At 63.8% G+C, this 16,428-nt stretch carries 17 protein-coding genes; 3 read left to right on the top strand and 14 right to left on the bottom strand.

Annotation, left to right across the window (positions count from 1 at the left end):
- The 7 genes from AACG97_RS05805 to ppc form a co-directional block, all read right to left on the bottom strand.
- On the bottom strand, nucleotides 1–687 hold the full coding sequence (locus tag AACG97_RS05805; RefSeq protein WP_054890087.1) for an extensin-like domain-containing protein: 687 nt from the start codon (nucleotides 685–687) through the stop codon (nucleotides 1–3).
- The gene (locus AACG97_RS05800) at nucleotides 687–1,517 is read right to left on the bottom strand and encodes an isocitrate lyase/PEP mutase family protein (protein WP_054890088.1); all 831 of its coding nucleotides are present in this window, start codon (nucleotides 1,515–1,517) and stop codon (nucleotides 687–689) included. The genes AACG97_RS05805 and AACG97_RS05800 overlap by 1 nt, the downstream gene beginning before the upstream one ends.
- A gap of 28 nt (nucleotides 1,518–1,545) precedes the next feature.
- Nucleotides 1,546–2,415: a DUF72 domain-containing protein gene (locus AACG97_RS05795; protein WP_197885405.1), complete on the bottom strand. Its 870-nt coding sequence runs from the start codon at nucleotides 2,413–2,415 to the stop codon at nucleotides 1,546–1,548.
- A 3-nt stretch (nucleotides 2,416–2,418) separates the two neighbouring features.
- A complete protein-coding gene (locus AACG97_RS05790) occupies nucleotides 2,419–2,706 on the bottom strand; it encodes a hypothetical protein (RefSeq protein ID WP_009686986.1) in 288 nt (95 codons plus the stop codon).
- Nucleotides 2,707–2,837: 131 nt separating this feature from the next.
- Entirely contained in the window at nucleotides 2,838–3,512 is a 675-nt protein-coding gene (tsaB, locus tag AACG97_RS05785; protein WP_197885404.1) for a tRNA (adenosine(37)-N6)-threonylcarbamoyltransferase complex dimerization subunit type 1 TsaB, read from the bottom strand.
- Between the two features lie 303 nt (nucleotides 3,513–3,815).
- Complete coding sequence (gene adk / locus AACG97_RS05780; protein ID WP_029885102.1) at nucleotides 3,816–4,466, bottom strand: adenylate kinase; 651 nt, start codon at nucleotides 4,464–4,466, stop codon at nucleotides 3,816–3,818.
- A 257-nt stretch (nucleotides 4,467–4,723) separates the two neighbouring features.
- Nucleotides 4,724–7,351, bottom strand: coding sequence for a phosphoenolpyruvate carboxylase (ppc, locus tag AACG97_RS05775; RefSeq protein ID WP_054890345.1), 2,628 nt, complete (start codon nucleotides 7,349–7,351; stop codon nucleotides 4,724–4,726).
- 263 nt (nucleotides 7,352–7,614) lie between these two features.
- On the opposite strand from ppc, the gene AACG97_RS05770 reads away from it, so the two are divergent.
- The 3 genes from AACG97_RS05770 (at nucleotide 7,615) to AACG97_RS05760 (ending at nucleotide 9,523) form a co-directional block, all read left to right on the top strand.
- The gene (locus AACG97_RS05770; RefSeq protein WP_009686990.1) at nucleotides 7,615–7,962 is read left to right on the top strand and encodes a hypothetical protein; all 348 of its coding nucleotides are present in this window, start codon (nucleotides 7,615–7,617) and stop codon (nucleotides 7,960–7,962) included.
- Between the two features lie 305 nt (nucleotides 7,963–8,267).
- Nucleotides 8,268–8,681, top strand: a complete 414-nt coding sequence (locus AACG97_RS05765; protein WP_009686991.1) for a DUF4398 domain-containing protein — start codon at nucleotides 8,268–8,270, stop codon at nucleotides 8,679–8,681.
- Nucleotides 8,682–8,731: 50 nt separating this feature from the next.
- Nucleotides 8,732–9,523, top strand: a complete 792-nt coding sequence (locus AACG97_RS05760; protein ID WP_054890346.1) for an OmpA family protein — start codon at nucleotides 8,732–8,734, stop codon at nucleotides 9,521–9,523.
- Nucleotides 9,524–9,587: 64 nt separating this feature from the next.
- Here AACG97_RS05760 and AACG97_RS05755 read toward each other — a convergent pair whose 3' ends face one another.
- The 7 genes from AACG97_RS05755 to prfB form a co-directional block, all read right to left on the bottom strand.
- Nucleotides 9,588–9,914 carry a hypothetical protein gene (locus AACG97_RS05755; RefSeq protein WP_009686993.1) on the bottom strand — a complete coding sequence of 109 codons (327 nt, stop codon included), beginning with the start codon at nucleotides 9,912–9,914 and terminating at the stop codon, nucleotides 9,588–9,590.
- Nucleotides 9,911–10,834: an alpha/beta hydrolase gene (locus AACG97_RS05750; protein WP_197885402.1), complete on the bottom strand. Its 924-nt coding sequence runs from the start codon at nucleotides 10,832–10,834 to the stop codon at nucleotides 9,911–9,913. Before AACG97_RS05750 ends, AACG97_RS05755 begins: the two co-directional genes overlap by 4 nt.
- Nucleotides 10,806–12,125, bottom strand: a complete 1,320-nt coding sequence (locus tag AACG97_RS05745) for a flavohemoglobin expression-modulating QEGLA motif protein (protein WP_154211460.1) — start codon at nucleotides 12,123–12,125, stop codon at nucleotides 10,806–10,808. The genes AACG97_RS05750 and AACG97_RS05745 overlap by 29 nt, the downstream gene beginning before the upstream one ends.
- Before the next feature lie 93 nt (nucleotides 12,126–12,218).
- Nucleotides 12,219–12,767 carry a hypothetical protein gene (locus AACG97_RS05740; protein WP_029888050.1) on the bottom strand — a complete coding sequence of 183 codons (549 nt, stop codon included), beginning with the start codon at nucleotides 12,765–12,767 and terminating at the stop codon, nucleotides 12,219–12,221.
- 28 nt (nucleotides 12,768–12,795) lie between these two features.
- On the bottom strand, nucleotides 12,796–13,512 hold the full coding sequence (locus AACG97_RS05735; protein ID WP_009686997.1) for a TetR/AcrR family transcriptional regulator: 717 nt from the start codon (nucleotides 13,510–13,512) through the stop codon (nucleotides 12,796–12,798).
- A gap of 150 nt (nucleotides 13,513–13,662) precedes the next feature.
- Nucleotides 13,663–15,165, bottom strand: a complete 1,503-nt coding sequence (gene lysS / locus AACG97_RS05730) for a lysine--tRNA ligase (RefSeq protein WP_009686998.1) — start codon at nucleotides 15,163–15,165, stop codon at nucleotides 13,663–13,665.
- 92 nt (nucleotides 15,166–15,257) lie between these two features.
- Nucleotides 15,258–16,353, bottom strand: a protein-coding gene (prfB, locus tag AACG97_RS05725) for a peptide chain release factor 2 (protein WP_110678858.1) whose coding sequence is annotated in 2 segments (ribosomal slippage) — nucleotides 15,258–16,280 and nucleotides 16,282–16,353 — 1,095 coding nt in all. Because the reading frame shifts where the segments join, the coding sequence is not laid out codon by codon here.
- Nucleotides 16,354–16,428: the final 75 nt, after the last annotated feature.

Here is a 16,428-nt window from a genome sequence, read left to right as displayed (position 1 = left end):
TTAGCGGCAGACCTGCCAGCGGCCCATGTCCAGGTGGAAGTGGTTGTGGTGCGCGGCATTGTAGTCGGGCCCCAACACAGTGCTGAAGCTTTGGCAGGCAGCCTGCTGCACCTCGCGCAGGAATTGCGCCTTGGCCCCACCCGCCTGCCAGTCACGTGCCAGGACGATGCGCTGACCGTCCTGCAGGCGAAAGCCGCTGATGTCCAGGGCATTGGCCGTCGCGTGCTGGCTCAGGCGGCCCTGCTTGCGGTGGTAGACGTTGCGGCAGGCAAAGCTGCCCAAATGGTCGACCTGGGCCACCGGCTGGCCCAACACCCGCTGCGCGACAGGCTGCAACGCGTGGTTTTCGAACAGTGCATACGCCACCGCCAGTGGGCAGCTGGCCAGAAAGCTGCTGCTCAGGCGCGCCTTGCCGGCTTCGATACGCCACACATTTTCCAGCGGGCAGTTGGCCGAGGCCGGGCTGTCGGCCTGTGCCCGGTAGCGCAGTTGGCTGGTGGCCAGTGCCTGGCGGCACAGCGCGGGGTCATCCCGCAGCCGCGACAGCTTGTAGGGGGTCAGCCAATTGGGCGGTTGGCGCACATCCAACGGCGCCCAGGGGTTCCAAGGCGCGGGCAGGCGCCAGCCCAGTTGCCAGGCAAGCACGGCCAACAACAGCACGCCGGCCAGCAGCATCAGGGCCCTCATTAACGACGGAACAGGTCGTTGAGCTGAGCGAACGGCAAAGCCTGGTCTGCGTAGCCGAAGGTGCCCTGGTCATGGACTTCCAGCGCGGCCCGCTGCAACGCACCCAGGGCCGCGCGGGCCAGCGACGAGCCAAGGCTGATGCGGCGCACGCCAAGGTCCTGCAACTGGTTGACGCTCAACGCCACGCCGGCCATGCCCATCAGCACGTTGACCGGCCGCGGGGCCACGGCCTGCACCACCGCGCGCACTTCTTCCACCGTTCGCAGGCCAGGCGCATACAACACATCGGCCCCCGCTTCGGCGTAGGCCTGAAGGCGCAGGATGGTGTCGTCCAGGTCCATGCGCCCGTGCAGCAGGTTTTCTGCACGGGCGCACAAGGTGAACGGGAACGGCAGGCTCCGGGCAGCCTGCACTGCGGCGCGTACACGCTCCACCGCCAGGCCGATATCATAAATGGGCGCATCATGGCGGCCGCTGGCGTCTTCGATAGACCCACCCACCAGGCCAACCTCGGCGGCACGCAGAATGGTCTGCGCGCAGTCCTCGGGCAGGTCGCCGAAGCCGTTTTCCAGGTCGGCAGCCACCGGCAACGCGGTGGCGTCGACGATTTCACCGGCGTTGTCCAATGTGTCGTCCAGGCTCAAGGCCCCTTCGGCATCCGGGCGGCCCAGGCTGAAGGCCAGGCCGGCGCTGGTAGTGGCCAGCGCTTCGAAGCCCATGCTCGCCAACAGCCTGGCCGACCCGGCATCCCACGGGTTGGGGATGACGAATGCACCGTCACGCTGGTGCAAGGCCTTGAAGGCTTCGGCTCGCAGGGTTTGCACATCCATGGTAGAACCTCCGGCAGTCAGGGAAGGGTCACAGTAGCCCCAGTTGTTCGACCTCGGGTGCGCGCGGCAATTCCGGCAGCGCGGCAAGGCCCGGCAAACGCAGCATCAGGCGCTGGTGAAAATGCCGGGCAAGTGCCGCCGCCAGGCGGTTGTCCGAGGTATGCAGGAAGATATAGGGGCTGCGGCCTTCTTCGATCCAGCTGGCCACCTTGTCTACCCACGGGGTGAGAAACACGTCGTTGGCTTGCAGTTCCGGGTGGCCGATGAAGCGTACCTGCGGGTGTTGGGTAAAGGCGGCCGGGCGCGGCGGCACCTTGGGCTTTTTCGACTGCGCATGCAGCACGGCAGGGTCACGCGAAGTGCAGCTGAACAGCGCGCGCGGGTCCAGGCAGATACGCTCGACGCCCCGCTCGTGCAGCACCCGGTTGAGCATGCGCTCTTCTTCACCCTTGGCGAAAAACGCCTGGTTACGCACTTCAACTGCCACGGGCACCGCCAGCTCATCCAGAAAATGGCACAGCTCGCCCAGACGCGCAGGGCCGAACTGGGCCGGCAATTGCAACCAGTAGGGGGACACTCGCCTGCCCAATGGCGCCATCAACCGGGTGAAATCGAAGACAGGCTCCAGCTGGTCGCGCAGGTCACCGGCGTGGCTGATGTCGCGGGGGAACTTGGCGGTGAACCGGAAATGCTCGGGCATTACCTGTGCCCAGCGGGCAAGGGTGCCAGGGGCGGGCCGGGCGTAGAAGGTGGTGTTGCCCTCGACCGCGTTGAACACCTGGCTATAGAACCCCAGCATCTGGCCGCTGCTGGCGTCGGCGGGGTACAGGTAGTCGCGCCAGGCGTTTTCACTCCATGACGGGCAACCGAGAAAGTAAGGCAGTGCTGATGGACTCATCCATCAAATGTACAGGTCGAGCCCTAGTACTTCCATGTCCCAGTCGGTAAAACCGGCGGTGCTCAGGTAACTGGCCAAGGCATTGGCGGTACGCCGGTCACGGGCGCGAGGGAATACCATGTCCTGCTGGCGGGCTGGCAGCCCAGCGCCAAGGCGGCGAGCGGCAGGCTCGGGTGGCGCGGCTTCAAGGTCATCGACGACCTCAGCATCATCGACTGCATCCTCGCGCACCGCGGCCTTGCGCGGCGTGCGCTTGATCGGGTACTGCGATGAGAAACCGTCGATACGCATGGCATGAGCACTCGGGATCAATGATGGCAATTTAGCAGCATCAGAGCTCCGTCGCTAATGCTTCATTGATAACTCGACCACAGAATGCGAAAAAGGTTTTAGTGTGATCGGCAATAACCGACGGACAGCAGCTATTGCTTCTTTGGGGTAGCTACATTGTCGCGCAGATACACCGGCTGCGCCTGTTCGGCGGTAACTGCCTCGCCACGCGCCCAGGCAAAACCGGCTAGGGCCAGTACGTCCACAGCGCTGGGCAGGGCCTGGGCATCGCTGGCCGCGACTTTCACTGCCAGGCGTTCGCCATAACCCCAACCCGTGCCGGCACCGAACCAGGCACCGGTGCTCTCTAACGGCAGCGCCACCTGCTCGGGTGGCAACACGGCCTCCCTGCCGACCAGGCGCATTTCCCCCGCCGTGGCCTGGTAGCACCCCCAGTACACCTCGTCCATACGCGCATCGATGGCCGCGGCGACCTGCTGCACGCCCTGTTCGCGCAACGCGCCCTGGGCCAGCGCGGCAAGGTTGGAGACCGGCAGCACCGGGCGCTCGAGGGCGAACGCCAGCCCCTGGACCACACCGATGGCGATACGCACACCGGTGAACGCACCCGGGCCCCGGCCAAAGGCGATGGCATCGAGCGCGTTCAGTGCCACGCCGGAATCGGCCAGCAACTGCTTGATCATCGGCAGCAGCTTCTGGGCATGCATGCGCGGGATCACCTCGTAATGGCTGGTTACCTTGCCGTCATGCAGCAGCGCAACGGAACAGGCTTCGGTGGCGGTATCCAGGGCCAACAGGGTGGTCATCGAACGGGTATCCAGGTGCGAAGAAAAAGAGCGGCATTATAGAGCAGCTGCGCCGTTGTGTCCCCACGGGGCCGCTGTATGGCCACTTGACACGGTCCCAGTAGGAGCGGCCTTGTGTCGCGATGGGGCGCGCAGCGGCCCCACAATTTCAGCTTCGCCGCAGAGTGAGCTTCGCCGCAGAAATCGCCGGGGCCGCTGCGCGCCCCATCGCGACACAAGGCCGCTCCTACTGGGACCGCATAGCTAAAGCCAGAAAAAACAACGGCCCGCAAGCGGGCCGTTGACGGTGCATGCTGTATCGGATCAGCTCAGGGCTGCCAGGACCTTGGCAGTGATGGCTTCAACCGAGCCTACGCCTTCGATGTGGCTGTACTTCGGCTTGCCAGCATTGGCCGCCGACAGCTTCTGGTAGAAGTCCACCAGCGGCTTGGTCTGGCTGTGGTAGACCGACAGGCGATGGCGAACGGTCTCTTCCTTGTCGTCGTCGCGCTGGATCAGGTCTTCGCCAGTGACGTCGTCCTTGCCTTCCACTTTCGGCGGGTTGTACTGAATGTGGTAGGTACGGCCCGAGGCCAGGTGCACACGGCGACCTGCCATGCGACCCACGATTTCTTCATCGTCCACGGCAATTTCAACCACGGCGTCGATATCGACACCGGCCGCAACCATGGCTTCGGCCTGTGGAATGGTCCGTGGGAAGCCGTCGAACAGGCAGCCGTTGGCGCAATCCGGCTGGGCGATGCGCTCCTTGACCAGGCTGATGATCAGCTCGTCGGACACCAGCTGGCCGGCATCCATGACTTTCTTCAGTTCCAGGCCCAGCGGGGTGCCGGCCTTGACGGCAGCACGCAGCATGTCACCGGTGGAAATTTGGGGGATACCGAACTTTTCGGTGATGAACTTTGCCTGAGTACCTTTACCGGCCCCGGGAGCTCCCAGCAGAATAACGCGCATCTTGTGCTCCTCAAATTTTTTTATGAACTTCAATGGATTCGGCGACCAGGGCCAAGTCCGGAAAATCGGGTATGACCATAATTCGGTCAGAGGGCTGCTCAAGATACACAGCGCCCGGCAGCCAGACAAGCGTCCCAAAGTTGCAGGAATGCGCCACTTGCGACCAAGCAGGCAGGTGGTTGCGCCCGGCGCAACCACCCTTTCGCTGCTGCCCTACAGCCGTTACGGCATGCCGACTGCCGCACCCGGCCCTGCGCTCAACCGGTGTTGCGCAAGCCGGCGGCAATGCCCGCCACCGTTACCAGCAAGGCCTGCTCCAATGGGCTGTCCAGAGCGGCTTCGCGGCTGCGCGAGCGCGCCAGCAATTCGGCCTGCAGGCGGTGCAGCGGGTCCAGGTAGGTGTTACGCAAGCTGATGAATTCCAGTGTCTCGGGGCTGTGCGCGAGTAGCACCGGCTGCCCGGTCAGGCCAAGCACTATCTGGCAAGACTGCGACAATAGGTCGCGCAGGTGCGCCCCCAAAGGCAGCAACTGCGGTTGCACCAGACGTTCGTCGTAGGCCTCGGCAATTTGCGCATCCGCCTTGGCCAGTACCATTTCCAGCATGTCGATACGGGTGCGGAAGAACGGCCAGTGTTCGCGCATCTGCGCCAGCAGTTCGCCTTGGCCACGCGCCAGGGCATTGCTCAGCGCGGTTTCCCAGCCCAACCAGGCCGGCAGCATCAGCCGCGTCTGGGTCCAGCCGAAGATCCACGGGATGGCCCGCAGGCTTTCGATGCCACCGGCGCGGCGTTTCGCCGGGCGGCTGCCCAGTGGCAGGCGCCCCAGTTCCTGTTCCGGCGTCGACTGGCGGAAATACTCGACGAAGTCCGGGTTGTCCCGCACCACACTGCGGTACGCCTTGACGCCATCGGCGGCCAGCTGGTCCATGACTTCGCGCCAGGCCGGCTGCGGCGGCGGCGGTGGCAACAGCGTGGCTTCGAGTACGGCAGCCAGGTACAGGTTGAGGTTTTGCTCGGCAATGCCCGGCAAACCGAACTTGAAGCGGATCATCTCGCCCTGCTCGGTGGTACGGAAACGCCCGGCCACCGAGCCCGGTGGCTGCGACAGGATCGCCGCATGGGCAGGCCCACCGCCACGGCCCACAGTGCCGCCGCGGCCATGGAACAGCAGCAGTTCGACCTGATGCTCGGCACAGATACGCACCAGGTTTTCCTGGGCACGGTACTGCGCCCAGGCCGCTGCGGTGGTCCCGGCGTCCTTGGCGGAGTCGGAGTAGCCGATCATGACCTCCTGCGGGCCGCGCAGCCCTGCACGGTAACCTGGCAGGCCTAGCAGGCGCTGCATCACCGGCCCGGCGTTGTCCAGGTCGGCGAGGGTTTCGAACAGTGGCACCACGCGCATCGGCCGGGTCAGGCCAGCTTCCTTGAGCAGCAGTTGTACCGCCAACACATCCGAGGCAGCCCCGGCCATGGAGATGACGTAAGAGCCCAACGAGGCAGCAGGTGCACCCGCCACTACGCGGCAGGTGGCCAGCACCTCGGCCGTATCCGCCTGCGGCTTGAAGTGTGCCGGCAGCAGCGGCCGGCGGTTTTTCAGCTCGGCCTGGAGGAATTCGATGCGCTGCTCTTCATCCCAGTCGGCGTAGCGGCCCAGGCCCAGGTAATCGGTGATTTCGGTCAGGGCGTCACGGTGCCGGGCCGCGTCCTGGCGCACGTCGAGCCGGCCAAGGAACAGGCCGAATGTGACCGCGCGGCGCAAGCAGTCCAGCAGCGGCCCCTCGGCGATAACGCCCATGCCGCACTCATGCAGGGACTGGTAGCACAGTTCCAGTGGGGCAATCAGGTCACGATTGTCGACCAGCACCTCGGCGCTGGGCGGCTGGCTGCTGTTCAACGCCGAGTGCGCCCAGGCACGCGTTGCGCGCAAGCGGTCGCGCAACTGCTTGAGCACCGCCCGGTAGGGTTCAGCGCTGTCGCCGGCCTGCTGGCGCAGGGCGGCGTTGGCCTGCTGCATGGACAACTCGGCGGCCAACGCATCGATGTCGCGCAGGAACAGGTCGGCAGCCATCCAGCGGGCCAGCAGCAGCACCTCGCGGGTCACCACGGCGGTCACGTTGGGGTTGCCGTCGCGGTCCCCGCCCATCCACGAGGCAAAGCGGATAGGGGCGGCCTCCAGCGGCAGGCGCAGCCCGGTGGCGTCCAACAAGGCCTTGTCGACCTTGCGCAGGTGGCTGGGGATGGCGTGCCATAACGAATGCTCGATCACGGCGAAGCCCCACTTGGCCTCGTCGACCGGGGTTGGCCGGGTGCGCCGGATTTCCTCGGTGTGCCAGGCCTCGGCGATCAACCGGCGCAGGCGTTCGCGCACGTGCTCGCGTTCTGCCGGGGTCAGGTCGCGGTGGTCCTGGGCAGCCAGCTGGCCGGCAATGGCATCGTACTTTTGAATCAGCGTGCGCCGCGCCACTTCGGTGGGGTGTGCCGTGAGCACCAGTTGGATATCCAGCTTCGCCAACTGCCGGGCCAGGGCATCATTGCTGTGCCCGGCCTGCTTCAGCCGCGCCAGCAACTCGGGCAGCACCCGCGCTTCGAACGGCTCGGGCTGGTCGGCATCGCGGCGGCGGATCAACTGGTACTGCTCGGCCATGTTGGCCAGGTTGAGAAACTGGTTGAAGGCCCTGGCCACGGGTAGCAGGTCTTCTTCGGCAAGGTCTGCCAGGGTCGAACTCAGTTGCTCCCCGGGGCCGCGACGGTCGGCCTTGGCGCTGTGGCGAATGGCTTCGATCTTCTGCAGGAATGCATCGCCATGCTGTTGGCGGATGGTTTCGCCCAGCAGTTCACCCAACACATGCACATCTTCACGCAAGCGCACATCGATATCGGTCATTGGCCCCTCTCTCCGTTGCATCCCTTCCAGGCTACACGCCCTTCCTGGGGGGCGGGCATGCCCGCGAAAAATCCAACCCGGTGGCTGGCACCGGCTTCGCCGGTGTTTGCGGGCATGCCCGCTCCCACATTGGGGCGGTGACATTCACCCAAGAGTGCCCCCAGCCAAGCAGCGATGGCAAGCAGGGATCGGCCAAAGCAAACTAAAGTGAAGGTTGAGCACTCACATGCCATGCAGCCTTCGAGGCGTAACCAGAGGTCATCATGAAAATCCGTGAACTCGCCCAGCACTGGGAACAGAATGCCGCCGGCACCTTGAGCCGTACCGGCCATGTCCTGCATCTGGACCTGGAGTCCGAAGCGCGCCTGGCCGCGCTGATCGACATGTACCCCAAACGCACCGCCGAGGAACTGCTCGGCGAACTGGTCGCGGCCGCGCTTGAAGAAGTGGAAGCCAGTTTTCCCTATGTGCCCGGTCGCCAGGTCATCGCCACCGATGAAGAAGGTGACCCGATGTATGAGGATGTGGGGCCGACACCGCGGTTTTTGTCGCTGTCGAAGCAGCATCTGCACAGCCTTACCACCGAGGGCAGTGAAGAGCCAGGGGCGTAGGCCTTGCGCAGCCTTGAGCGATCTGGCGCCGCCCGCGCGGCGCCTGACCTCGGGCAGCAAACGCGCCGAGAAGAACATTGGCCGCGCCGTCCGCCACCCGCTTCAATTGCCTCGGGCACTCTGCAAAAACCCTCCGCCGGGTCAGAAATTTTTCGGAACTATCCAAAAAAACGCTGAGTCACAGCTAATAGCCATCACGCTAAAACCCTGCACACCTGCCGTTGTGCACCGTTGATCCCAAGCGCGCGGACTTGTCAGGGAATGAGCGATGGACTGCTACGGACATCGTTATCAGGAGTGATCCAATGGAGCTGACCACCATGAAAACCCGCACTAGCAAACCGTCATCCACTCATGTGCGCGGGTTCAAGCTGGCCGCGCTGGCCCTGGGCAGTAGCCTGGTCCTGGCCGGCTGTGCGGGTAACCCGCCTACCGAGCAATATGCGGTTACCCAGTCCGCCGTGAATTCCGCTGTCAGCGCTGGCGGCACCGAGTTCGCCGCCGTGGAAATGAAAGCCGCGCAAGACAAGTTCAAGCAGGCTGAAATCGCCATGCACGACAAGAAGTACGACGAAGCCAAGCGCCTGGCCGAACAGGCCGAATGGGACGCACGCCTGGCCGAACGCAAGGCCCAGGCGGCCAAGGCTCAGAAGGCCGTGCAGGATGCCCGCCAGGGCGTTCAGGACGTACGTGAGGAAGGCCTGCGCAGCGCTCAGTGAGCCCTGCCCCGCCAACCTTAGCCTTCGCACACGATCAAAGGATGAACACTATGCGCAATTACGTCATGATTCCCGCCCTGCTGGCCCTGAGCGTCGGTCTTGCTGCGTGCTCGCACGACCCTAACGCCAACCTGGAAGCCGCCCGCACCAACTTCTCGGCCCTGCAGAGCGATCCACAGGCGAGCAAAGTCGCCGCGCTGGAAACCAAGGATGCCCAGGATTGGCTGAACAAGGCCGACAAGGCCTACATGGACCGTGAAGACGAGAAGAAAGTCGACCAGCTGGCCTACCTGACCAACCAGCGCGTCGAAGTGGCCAAGCAGACCATTGCCCTGCGCACTGCCGAGGGTGAGCTGAAGAACGCAGCCGCCCAGCGTGCCCAGGCCAAGCTGGATGCCCGCGATGCCCAGATCGCCAAGCTGCAGAACAGCCTGAACGCCAAGCAGACCGACCGCGGTACGCTGGTGACCTTCGGTGACGTGCTGTTCGACTTCAACAAAGCCGAGCTGAAAAGCAACGCCTACCCGAACATCACCAAACTGGCCCAGTTCCTTCAGGAAAACCCTGAGCGCAAGGTGATCGTAGAGGGCTACACCGACAGCGTCGGCTCGGCCAGCTACAACCAGAGCCTGTCCGAGCGCCGCGCCAACAGCGTACGCATGGCCCTGGTGCGCGCCGGCGTAGACCCAGCGCGCATCGTGGCCCAAGGCTACGGCAAGGAGTACCCGGTTGCGGACAACTCCAGCAACTCCGGGCGTGCACAGAACCGTCGTGTGGAGGTGACCATCTCCAACGACAACCAGCCGGTGCAGCCACGCTCCATGAGCCAGGCCCAGCAGTAATACTGGCCAGCTGACAGAGAAAGCCCCGCGATCGACGCGGGGCTTTTTTTTGCTTCGCTGCCGCTCACTGTACCTGCTGCGGCGTTTCCTCACCCATGCAGCGCACTGCACGCTTGCGGTTGTCCACCAGCACACCCGTCAGGCCTTTCTGCTGGGTATCGAACAGCACCAATACACCGTCCACGCACTGCGCCACTTGCGGTGCCGGGTCCAGCGAAACCTTGTAATCCTCGCCGGGGACGGTCTTGAGCATGGTGTAATCCTGCAACAACAGGGCATCCTCGGGTTTGGCGAAATGCAGGTAGCCGTAGTACCACAAGGCGCCCACCGTCACGATGATGCTGCCCACACCCGTCAGGATCAGCGGGATGGCGTTGCGTTCTTCACTCATTGGCTGTTCTTCTCGTCAGGGTAATCAGGCACTTCGGCGAGCCGCCGCAGGCCGTTGAAATGGCTAGGGTCATCGAGGAAGCGCAACATCACCTGGCGCCATGTAGGGTCGGCGAAGGTCTGCACATGGCCACCTCGGGTCAGTTGCAGCACCCGTGGCGGTGGCGCGTGCTGATACAGGCGGATACCGTTTTCCAGCGGCACCAGGTCGTCATCGATGCTCTGGAAGAACAGCTTGGGCGGGCTGCGCAGTTGCTCGATCGAGCGGATCGCGCTGTCGCCGTCGGGCACCAGCCACGACAGTGGCACCTGCAATGGCCAGGTCATCCACGAGGTGCTGAGGGCATAGCGCCCCACCGCCCGGTAGCTGGCCGGCACCCCGTCGAAAACCAGGGCAGCGAAGCGCTGGCGCTGCTCCGGGTGGCCTGCCAGGTAATGAATCGCCATGGCGCCGCCCAGGCTCTGCCCCAGCAACACCAGCGGCTTGCCCTTGGCCTCGGGCGCCTGGTCCAGCCAGGTCATGGCCGCGGCGATGTCCTGGTATACCTCTGGCAGGCTCGGTTTGCCCTCAGACAGGCCATAGCCGCGGTAGTCGACCATCAGCACCTGGTAACCCTGCTCCGGCAGCCAGTAGCTGCCACCCAGGTGCCCAGGCAGGTTGCCGCCGTTGCCGTGCAGGTGCAACACCGTACCCTTGACCTCGACACCCGGCTTGGCCGGCAGCCACCAGCCGTGCAGGCGAACGCCATCGGCAGTGGTCAGGGTGACATCACGGTACGCCAGCTTGGCCCGTTCAGGGGTGAACGCCTGCCCGCGCTCGGGGTAGAACAGCAGGCTGCTGCAGCCGCCCAGGGCCAGCAGCACCAGCCCCAGCAGCAGCGGGCGGCAGGACTTAGAGAATATTCGCGTAGTCGGCTTCAATGCGATCCAGGCTCAGGTGGTTGAGGAAGTTGGAGAAGCACATCCAGGCCGACAGCGCGTTGAGGTCACGGAACTGTTCGGGCAAGTACTTGGGCGGTTCGACCAGCCCCTCCTCGACCAGTTGACGCAAAGTGCGCATGTCTTCCAGGGTGGTCTTGCCACAGAACAGCAGCGGTATCTGTTCGAGCTTGCCCTTCTTCACAGCCAACTGAATGTAGTTGTAAACCATGATGAAGCCCTTGAGGTAGGACAAGTCCTTGGTAAATGGCAGGCCGTTGGGCACCGAGCCGCGGAATACCCGGCTGGCGTTGCTGTAGCTTTGCCCCATCTCGAAGCCCTGCTCGCGGAAGAAGCCGTACACCTGCATGAAGTCGGCGCCCTCCTCGACCATGTGGATGGCACGGGTGCGGTTGGTGAGCTTGCGCAGGCGGCTGGGGTAGGAGGCAAAGGCAATCACCTCCATGAGGATGGCCAGGCCTTCCTGGGTCACCGTCGACGAGGGCGGGCCCTTGGCCAGGAAGGTGCAGATCGGCTGGTTCAGGCCATTGAGCGTGGTGCCGACGTGCACCAGCCCTTCGTGCACTTCCAGCGCCCGCACGTCACGGGCATTGAACATGGCATCGGCGCGCACCTTGATATAGTCGGCACCGGCGGCGGCGTCAGCGACAATGCCGTCGGACTCGAATACACGGATGGTGCCTTCGGCTTCACCGAACACCGTGTTCAGGCGCCGCTGTAGGGTATCGACAGCCTCTTTGGCGGTCAGGTTCTTCGGTTCGTCCTTCAGGTCGCCGCGGCCATCGATGTTGTTCAGGTAGTCCGACAGCATCAGGCCGAGGTCGGCCAAGGTCGGGTCACCGGCATGAAAGGCGTCGGAAGCGGCGCCATACAACTCCTGGGAGATCAGGCCGAACTCCTCGGTGCCACGGGCTTCGAGCATGCGCACTACCATGCGGTACTCGCGGCACATGCGCTTCATGATCTGCCCAACGGGGTTGAACTGGCCTAGCTGGCGAATGATGTCGCGCTCGATCCCCTGAAACTCGGCCTTGACGGCGCTGGAGTCGAACGACAGGGGCCGCGACTGGTAATAGGCGCGGTCGACCGCTGGCGGCTCCTTGCCCTTGCCCTGCAGGAAGCCCTGCCGAATGCTGTCGTCCCACTTCACCGCATCCAGCACCCGAATCGGTGTTTGCGCCGCGACGATGCGGTCGGACAGGGCGCGGATGGTCTGCTGGTATTCGTCCACCGGGGACTCCTTTCTAGTACAGAAAACCTGTACCGGCCTCATCGCCGACAAGCCAGCTCCCACAGGTTCATCACTGCCTTGGAGCCCTGTGCTGTACCCGTGGGAGCTGGCTTGCCGGCGATGAAGCCAGCACGGTCATTTGCCGGACCGCTGGAACCGGGCCACTTCAACGAACAGGTCCGAGTTGGCCGGGTCGTCCAGGTACGCCAGCACCCGCGCCGACGGGCTGTCGATCAACACACCATCGCCGTTGCCTTCCGGCACCTCGGTACTGCGCCCGGTCAGTTCCTGTTTGTCCACTGCCTGCTGCACTTGCTCGACATCCAGGTTGTACAGCACCAGTTCCTTGCCATCGACGATATCGAAGCCGCCAATCAGGAAATTGCCGCCCAGGCGCTTGGGCACACCGGCCGACAGGTACCAGCGGTTACCGTGGCGCGACACCGTGAACATGTAGGCTTCCGGTGCCTTGCCTTTGGCCGTGGCGACCGCCTTGTAGGCATTGCCACTGCTGCGGGTGATGGTGAGCTTCAACGGCTCACCCCAGGCGTCCTTGCTGCTCCACTTGCCGAGCAAGGCCTTGGGCGCGGCCTGATTGCTGGGCAATGGCTCATGGAAGGTCACCAGACAACCGCCCAGCAGCAGGAATGACAAAGTCAACAACACCACACGCCAGGCTTTCATCAGGTTCTCCTTGAAAAGTCGGTCTCGCTCAGGCCGATGCCAGCACCAGTTGCAGGTATCGGGTAAGCATAGCGAGCATCTGCCCATCGGCTTGCGCGCTGGCATCCTTGAGCAGGCCCTGATATTCCATCTGCTCGATAATCGCCGTCAACATTTGGGCGTCCTGTTCCGGCTGCCGCGAACCGACCACCTGCAGCAATTGGCGGGTGCCGTGCAGCAGGATCTGCTCGTGCGCACAGACCAGTTCGGCCAGGCGCGGGCACAGCAGCGCCTCTTGGCGGAACGCCTGTTCGGCCATCAGGAAGTCGCGGCGGTTCAGCAGTTGGCGCTGCACGTAGTCGGCGGTCATGCGTGCCACTTCGTCAGCCAGCCGTGCCCGCGCCTGCGGGCTGCCATCCCCTTGGGCCAGCAGCTGGCGCAGCACAACTTCGGTGTTGGCCCACAGTTTGGCCATGTAGGCGGCGCTGCGTTCGACGTACTGGGCGAAGGTATCGGTGAGCAGGTCCTCGATGTCCTTGAAATAGTAGGTGGTGGCCGACAAAGGCACACCGGCCTCGGCAGCCACCGCCCGGTGGCGCACACCGCGAACGCCATCGCGCACGACGATGCGCATGGCAGCATCGAGAATCTGCTGGCGACGCTGTTCGCTGCCTTGGCGGGCAGCTTTGCGGCCTTGGTATTGCACGCTTTCGGCGACGGCGGTGGCGATGCCGGCGGCGCCCTGGTGAGGGGTGGCGGGTGTCATAGGGGACCTCACGGAAGAAGCGGCAAGCTACAAGCGGCAAGCCACCAGAAAAAGCGGAATGCACGCGGACTGCCGTTTCTTGTAGCTTGCCGCTTATGGCTTGCCGCTCGCAAAGAAAAGCCGCCTGAAAAGGCGGCTCGTTCAGCTCACTCAGGCCTGCGGGCGCATGTGCGGGAACAGGATCACATCGCGGATCGACGGCGAGTTGGTCAGTAGCATCACCAGGCGGTCGATACCAATGCCTTCACCCGCGGTCGGCGGCATGCCGTACTCCAGCGCGCGAACGAAGTCGGCGTCGTAGTGCATGGCTTCGTCGTCACCGGCGTCTTTCTCGGCTACCTGGGCCAGGAAGCGCTCGGCCTGGTCTTCGGCATCGTTGAGCTCGGAGTAGGCGTTGGCGATTTCGCGGCCACCGATGAACAGCTCGAAACGGTCGGTCACGGCCGGGTTGTCGTCGTTGCGACGGGCCAGCGGCGACACCTCGAACGGGTACTCGGTGATGAAGTGTGGCTGCTCCAGCTTGTGCTCGACCAGCTCTTCGAAAATCATCACCTGCAGCTTGCCCAGGCCTTCGTGGCCCAGCACCTTGGCACCGGCCTTCTTGGCGATGTCACGGGCGCGGTCGACGTCCTGCAGGTCGGCAGCGGTCAGCTCCGGGTTGTACTTGAGGATCGAGTCGAACACCGACAGGCGGGCGAACGGCTCGCCGAAGTGGAACACCTTGTCGCCGTACGGCACGTCGGTGCTGCCCAGAACCAGCTGCGCCAGCTCGCGGAACAGTTCCTCGGTGAGGTCCATGTTGTCGCGGTAGTCGGCGTAGGCCTGGTAGAACTCGAGCATGGTGAATTCCGGGTTGTGCCGGGTCGAAACACCTTCGTTACGGAAGTTGCGGTTGATCTCGAACACCTTCTCGAACCCGCCCACGACAAGCCGCTTGAGGTACAGCTCCGGTGCAATGCGCAGGAACATGGCCATGTCCAGGGCGTTGTGGTGGGTTTCGAACGGCTTGGCCGCAGCACCACCCGGGATGGTTTGCAGCATGGGCGTTTCGACTTCGAGGAAGTCACGCTCGATGAGGAACTTGCGAATGTGCGAGATCACCTGCGAGCGCACACGGAAGGTGTGGCGGGTTTCTTCGTTGACCATCAGGTCGACGTAGCGCTGGCGGTAGCGCTGCTCGGTATCGGTCAGGCCGTGGTGCTTGTCGGGCAGCGGGCGCAGCGACTTGGTCAGCAGGCGCACGTTGGTCATTTCGACGTACAGGTCGCCTTTGCCAGAGCGGGCCAGGGTACCTTCGGCGCTGATGATGTCGCCCAGGTCCCAGGTTTTGACTGCGGCCAGGGTTTCTTCCGGCAGGGTCTTGCGGTTGACGTAGACCTGAATGCGGCCGGTCATGTCCTGGATCACCATGAACGAGCCACGGTTGAGCATGATGCGGCCCGCCACCTTGACCGGAATCGCGGCTGCTTCCAGCTCTTCCTTGGTCTTGTCCGCGTACTGCTTCTGCAGGTCGTTGCAGTAGCTGTCGCGACGGAAGTCATTGGGGAAGGCATTGCCCTTGGCACGCTCGGCGGCAAGTTTTTCCTTGCGCAGGGCGATCAGGGCATTCTCTTCCTGTTGCAGGTCTTGCGATTCGGTCTTGAGGTCGCTCATCTGGTCATTTTTTCCATCAGGTATTCGTTGCCCTTTTCGGGCAGGGCACGCGCCAGCGGCGGTTCGCCGATGGCGCGGCGGTGGAGTACGGCTTACAGGCCCTGCTTCAGGCTTGCTTCCAGGTACTGGTCGAGGTCGCCGTCCAGCACCTTCTGGCAATCGCTGCGTTCCACGCCGGTACGCAGGTCCTTGATACGCGAGTCATCCAGCACGTAGGAGCGGATCTGGTGGCCCCAGCCGATGTCCGACTTGCTGTCTTCCAACGCCTGCGAGGCGGCGTTGCGCTTTTGCATTTCCAGCTCGTACAACTTGGCCCGCAGCATTTTCATGGCGGTGTCCTTGTTGGCGTGCTGCGAACGTTCGTTCTGGCACGCCACCACGGTGTTGGTCGGTACGTGGGTGATACGTACGGCCGAGTCGGTGGTGTTGACGTGCTGGCCACCGGCACCGGAGGAACGGTAGGTGTCGATGCGCAGGTCGGACGGGTTGATCTCGATTTCGACCTTGTCGTCGATTTCTGGCGAAACGAACACCGCCGAGAACGAGGTGTGGCGACGGGCGCCGGAGTCGAACGGGCTCTTGCGCACCAGGCGGTGCACGCCGATTTCGGTGCGCAGCCAGCCAAAGGCGTACTCGCCCTTGATGTGCACGGTGGCGCCCTTGATACCGGCTACTTCACCTTCGGACAGTTCGATGATGGTGGCGTCGAAACCACGCTTGTCGGCCCAGCGCAGGTACATGCGCAGCAGGATGTTGGCCCAGTCCTGCGCCTCGGTACCGCCAGAGCCGGCCTGGATATCCAGGTAGGCGTTGTTCATGTCCATTTCGCCGCTGAACATGCGACGGAACTCAAGCTGAGCCAGGTTTTCTTCCAGGCCTTCCAGCTCGGTCACGACGTCGCCGACGGCGCCTTCGTCATTTTCCTCGACAGCCATGTCGAGCAAGTCCTGGCAGTCGCCCAGGCCGTTGGACAGCTTGTCCAGGGTCTCGACCACCTGTGCCAGCATGGCACGCTCGCGGCCCAGGGCCTGCGCGTACTCGGGCTTGTTCCAGACGTTGGGGTCTTCCAGCTCGCGGTTGACTTCGATCAGGCGGTCATGCTTGTGATCGTAGTCAAAGATACCCCCGAATTGACTGGGAACGCTCGGTGAGGTCCTTGATGGTGTTCAGGATCGGTTGGATTTCCATGGGCTGGCTACTCGCACGAATTCGGTGAAAAGCCTGCGAGTATAACCGAGTCCGCCGCATGGCGGCAGACCCGCC

Origin of the sequence: Pseudomonas sp. Nvir, assembly GCF_963778085.1 — a bacterium.
Classification (GTDB): domain Bacteria; phylum Pseudomonadota; class Gammaproteobacteria; order Pseudomonadales; family Pseudomonadaceae; genus Aquipseudomonas; species Aquipseudomonas juntendi.
This window is presented reverse-complemented; position numbering and strand designations above follow the sequence as displayed.

Coding starts and splice junctions, on each gene's coding strand:
- AACG97_RS05805 (WP_054890087.1), bottom strand. CDS start 687: ATGAGGGCCCTGATGCTGCTGGCCGGCGTGCTGTTGTTGGCCGTGCTT.
- AACG97_RS05800 (WP_054890088.1), bottom strand. CDS start 1,517: ATGGATGTGCAAACCCTGCGAGCCGAAGCCTTCAAGGCCTTGCACCAG.
- AACG97_RS05795 (WP_197885405.1), bottom strand. CDS start 2,415: ATGAGTCCATCAGCACTGCCTTACTTTCTCGGTTGCCCGTCATGGAGT.
- AACG97_RS05790 (WP_009686986.1), bottom strand. CDS start 2,706: ATGCGTATCGACGGTTTCTCATCGCAGTACCCGATCAAGCGCACGCCG.
- tsaB (WP_197885404.1), bottom strand. CDS start 3,512: ATGACCACCCTGTTGGCCCTGGATACCGCCACCGAAGCCTGTTCCGTT.
- adk (WP_029885102.1), bottom strand. CDS start 4,466: ATGCGCGTTATTCTGCTGGGAGCTCCCGGGGCCGGTAAAGGTACTCAG.
- ppc (WP_054890345.1), bottom strand. CDS start 7,351: ATGACCGATATCGATGTGCGCTTGCGTGAAGATGTGCATGTGTTGGGT.
- AACG97_RS05770 (WP_009686990.1), top strand. CDS start 7,615: ATGAAAATCCGTGAACTCGCCCAGCACTGGGAACAGAATGCCGCCGGC.
- AACG97_RS05765 (WP_009686991.1), top strand. CDS start 8,268: ATGGAGCTGACCACCATGAAAACCCGCACTAGCAAACCGTCATCCACT.
- AACG97_RS05760 (WP_054890346.1), top strand. CDS start 8,732: ATGCGCAATTACGTCATGATTCCCGCCCTGCTGGCCCTGAGCGTCGGT.
- AACG97_RS05755 (WP_009686993.1), bottom strand. CDS start 9,914: ATGAGTGAAGAACGCAACGCCATCCCGCTGATCCTGACGGGTGTGGGC.
- AACG97_RS05745 (WP_154211460.1), bottom strand. CDS start 12,125: ATGAGGCCGGTACAGGTTTTCTGTACTAGAAAGGAGTCCCCGGTGGAC.
- AACG97_RS05740 (WP_029888050.1), bottom strand. CDS start 12,767: ATGAAAGCCTGGCGTGTGGTGTTGTTGACTTTGTCATTCCTGCTGCTG.
- AACG97_RS05735 (WP_009686997.1), bottom strand. CDS start 13,512: ATGACACCCGCCACCCCTCACCAGGGCGCCGCCGGCATCGCCACCGCC.
- lysS (WP_009686998.1), bottom strand. CDS start 15,165: ATGAGCGACCTCAAGACCGAATCGCAAGACCTGCAACAGGAAGAGAAT.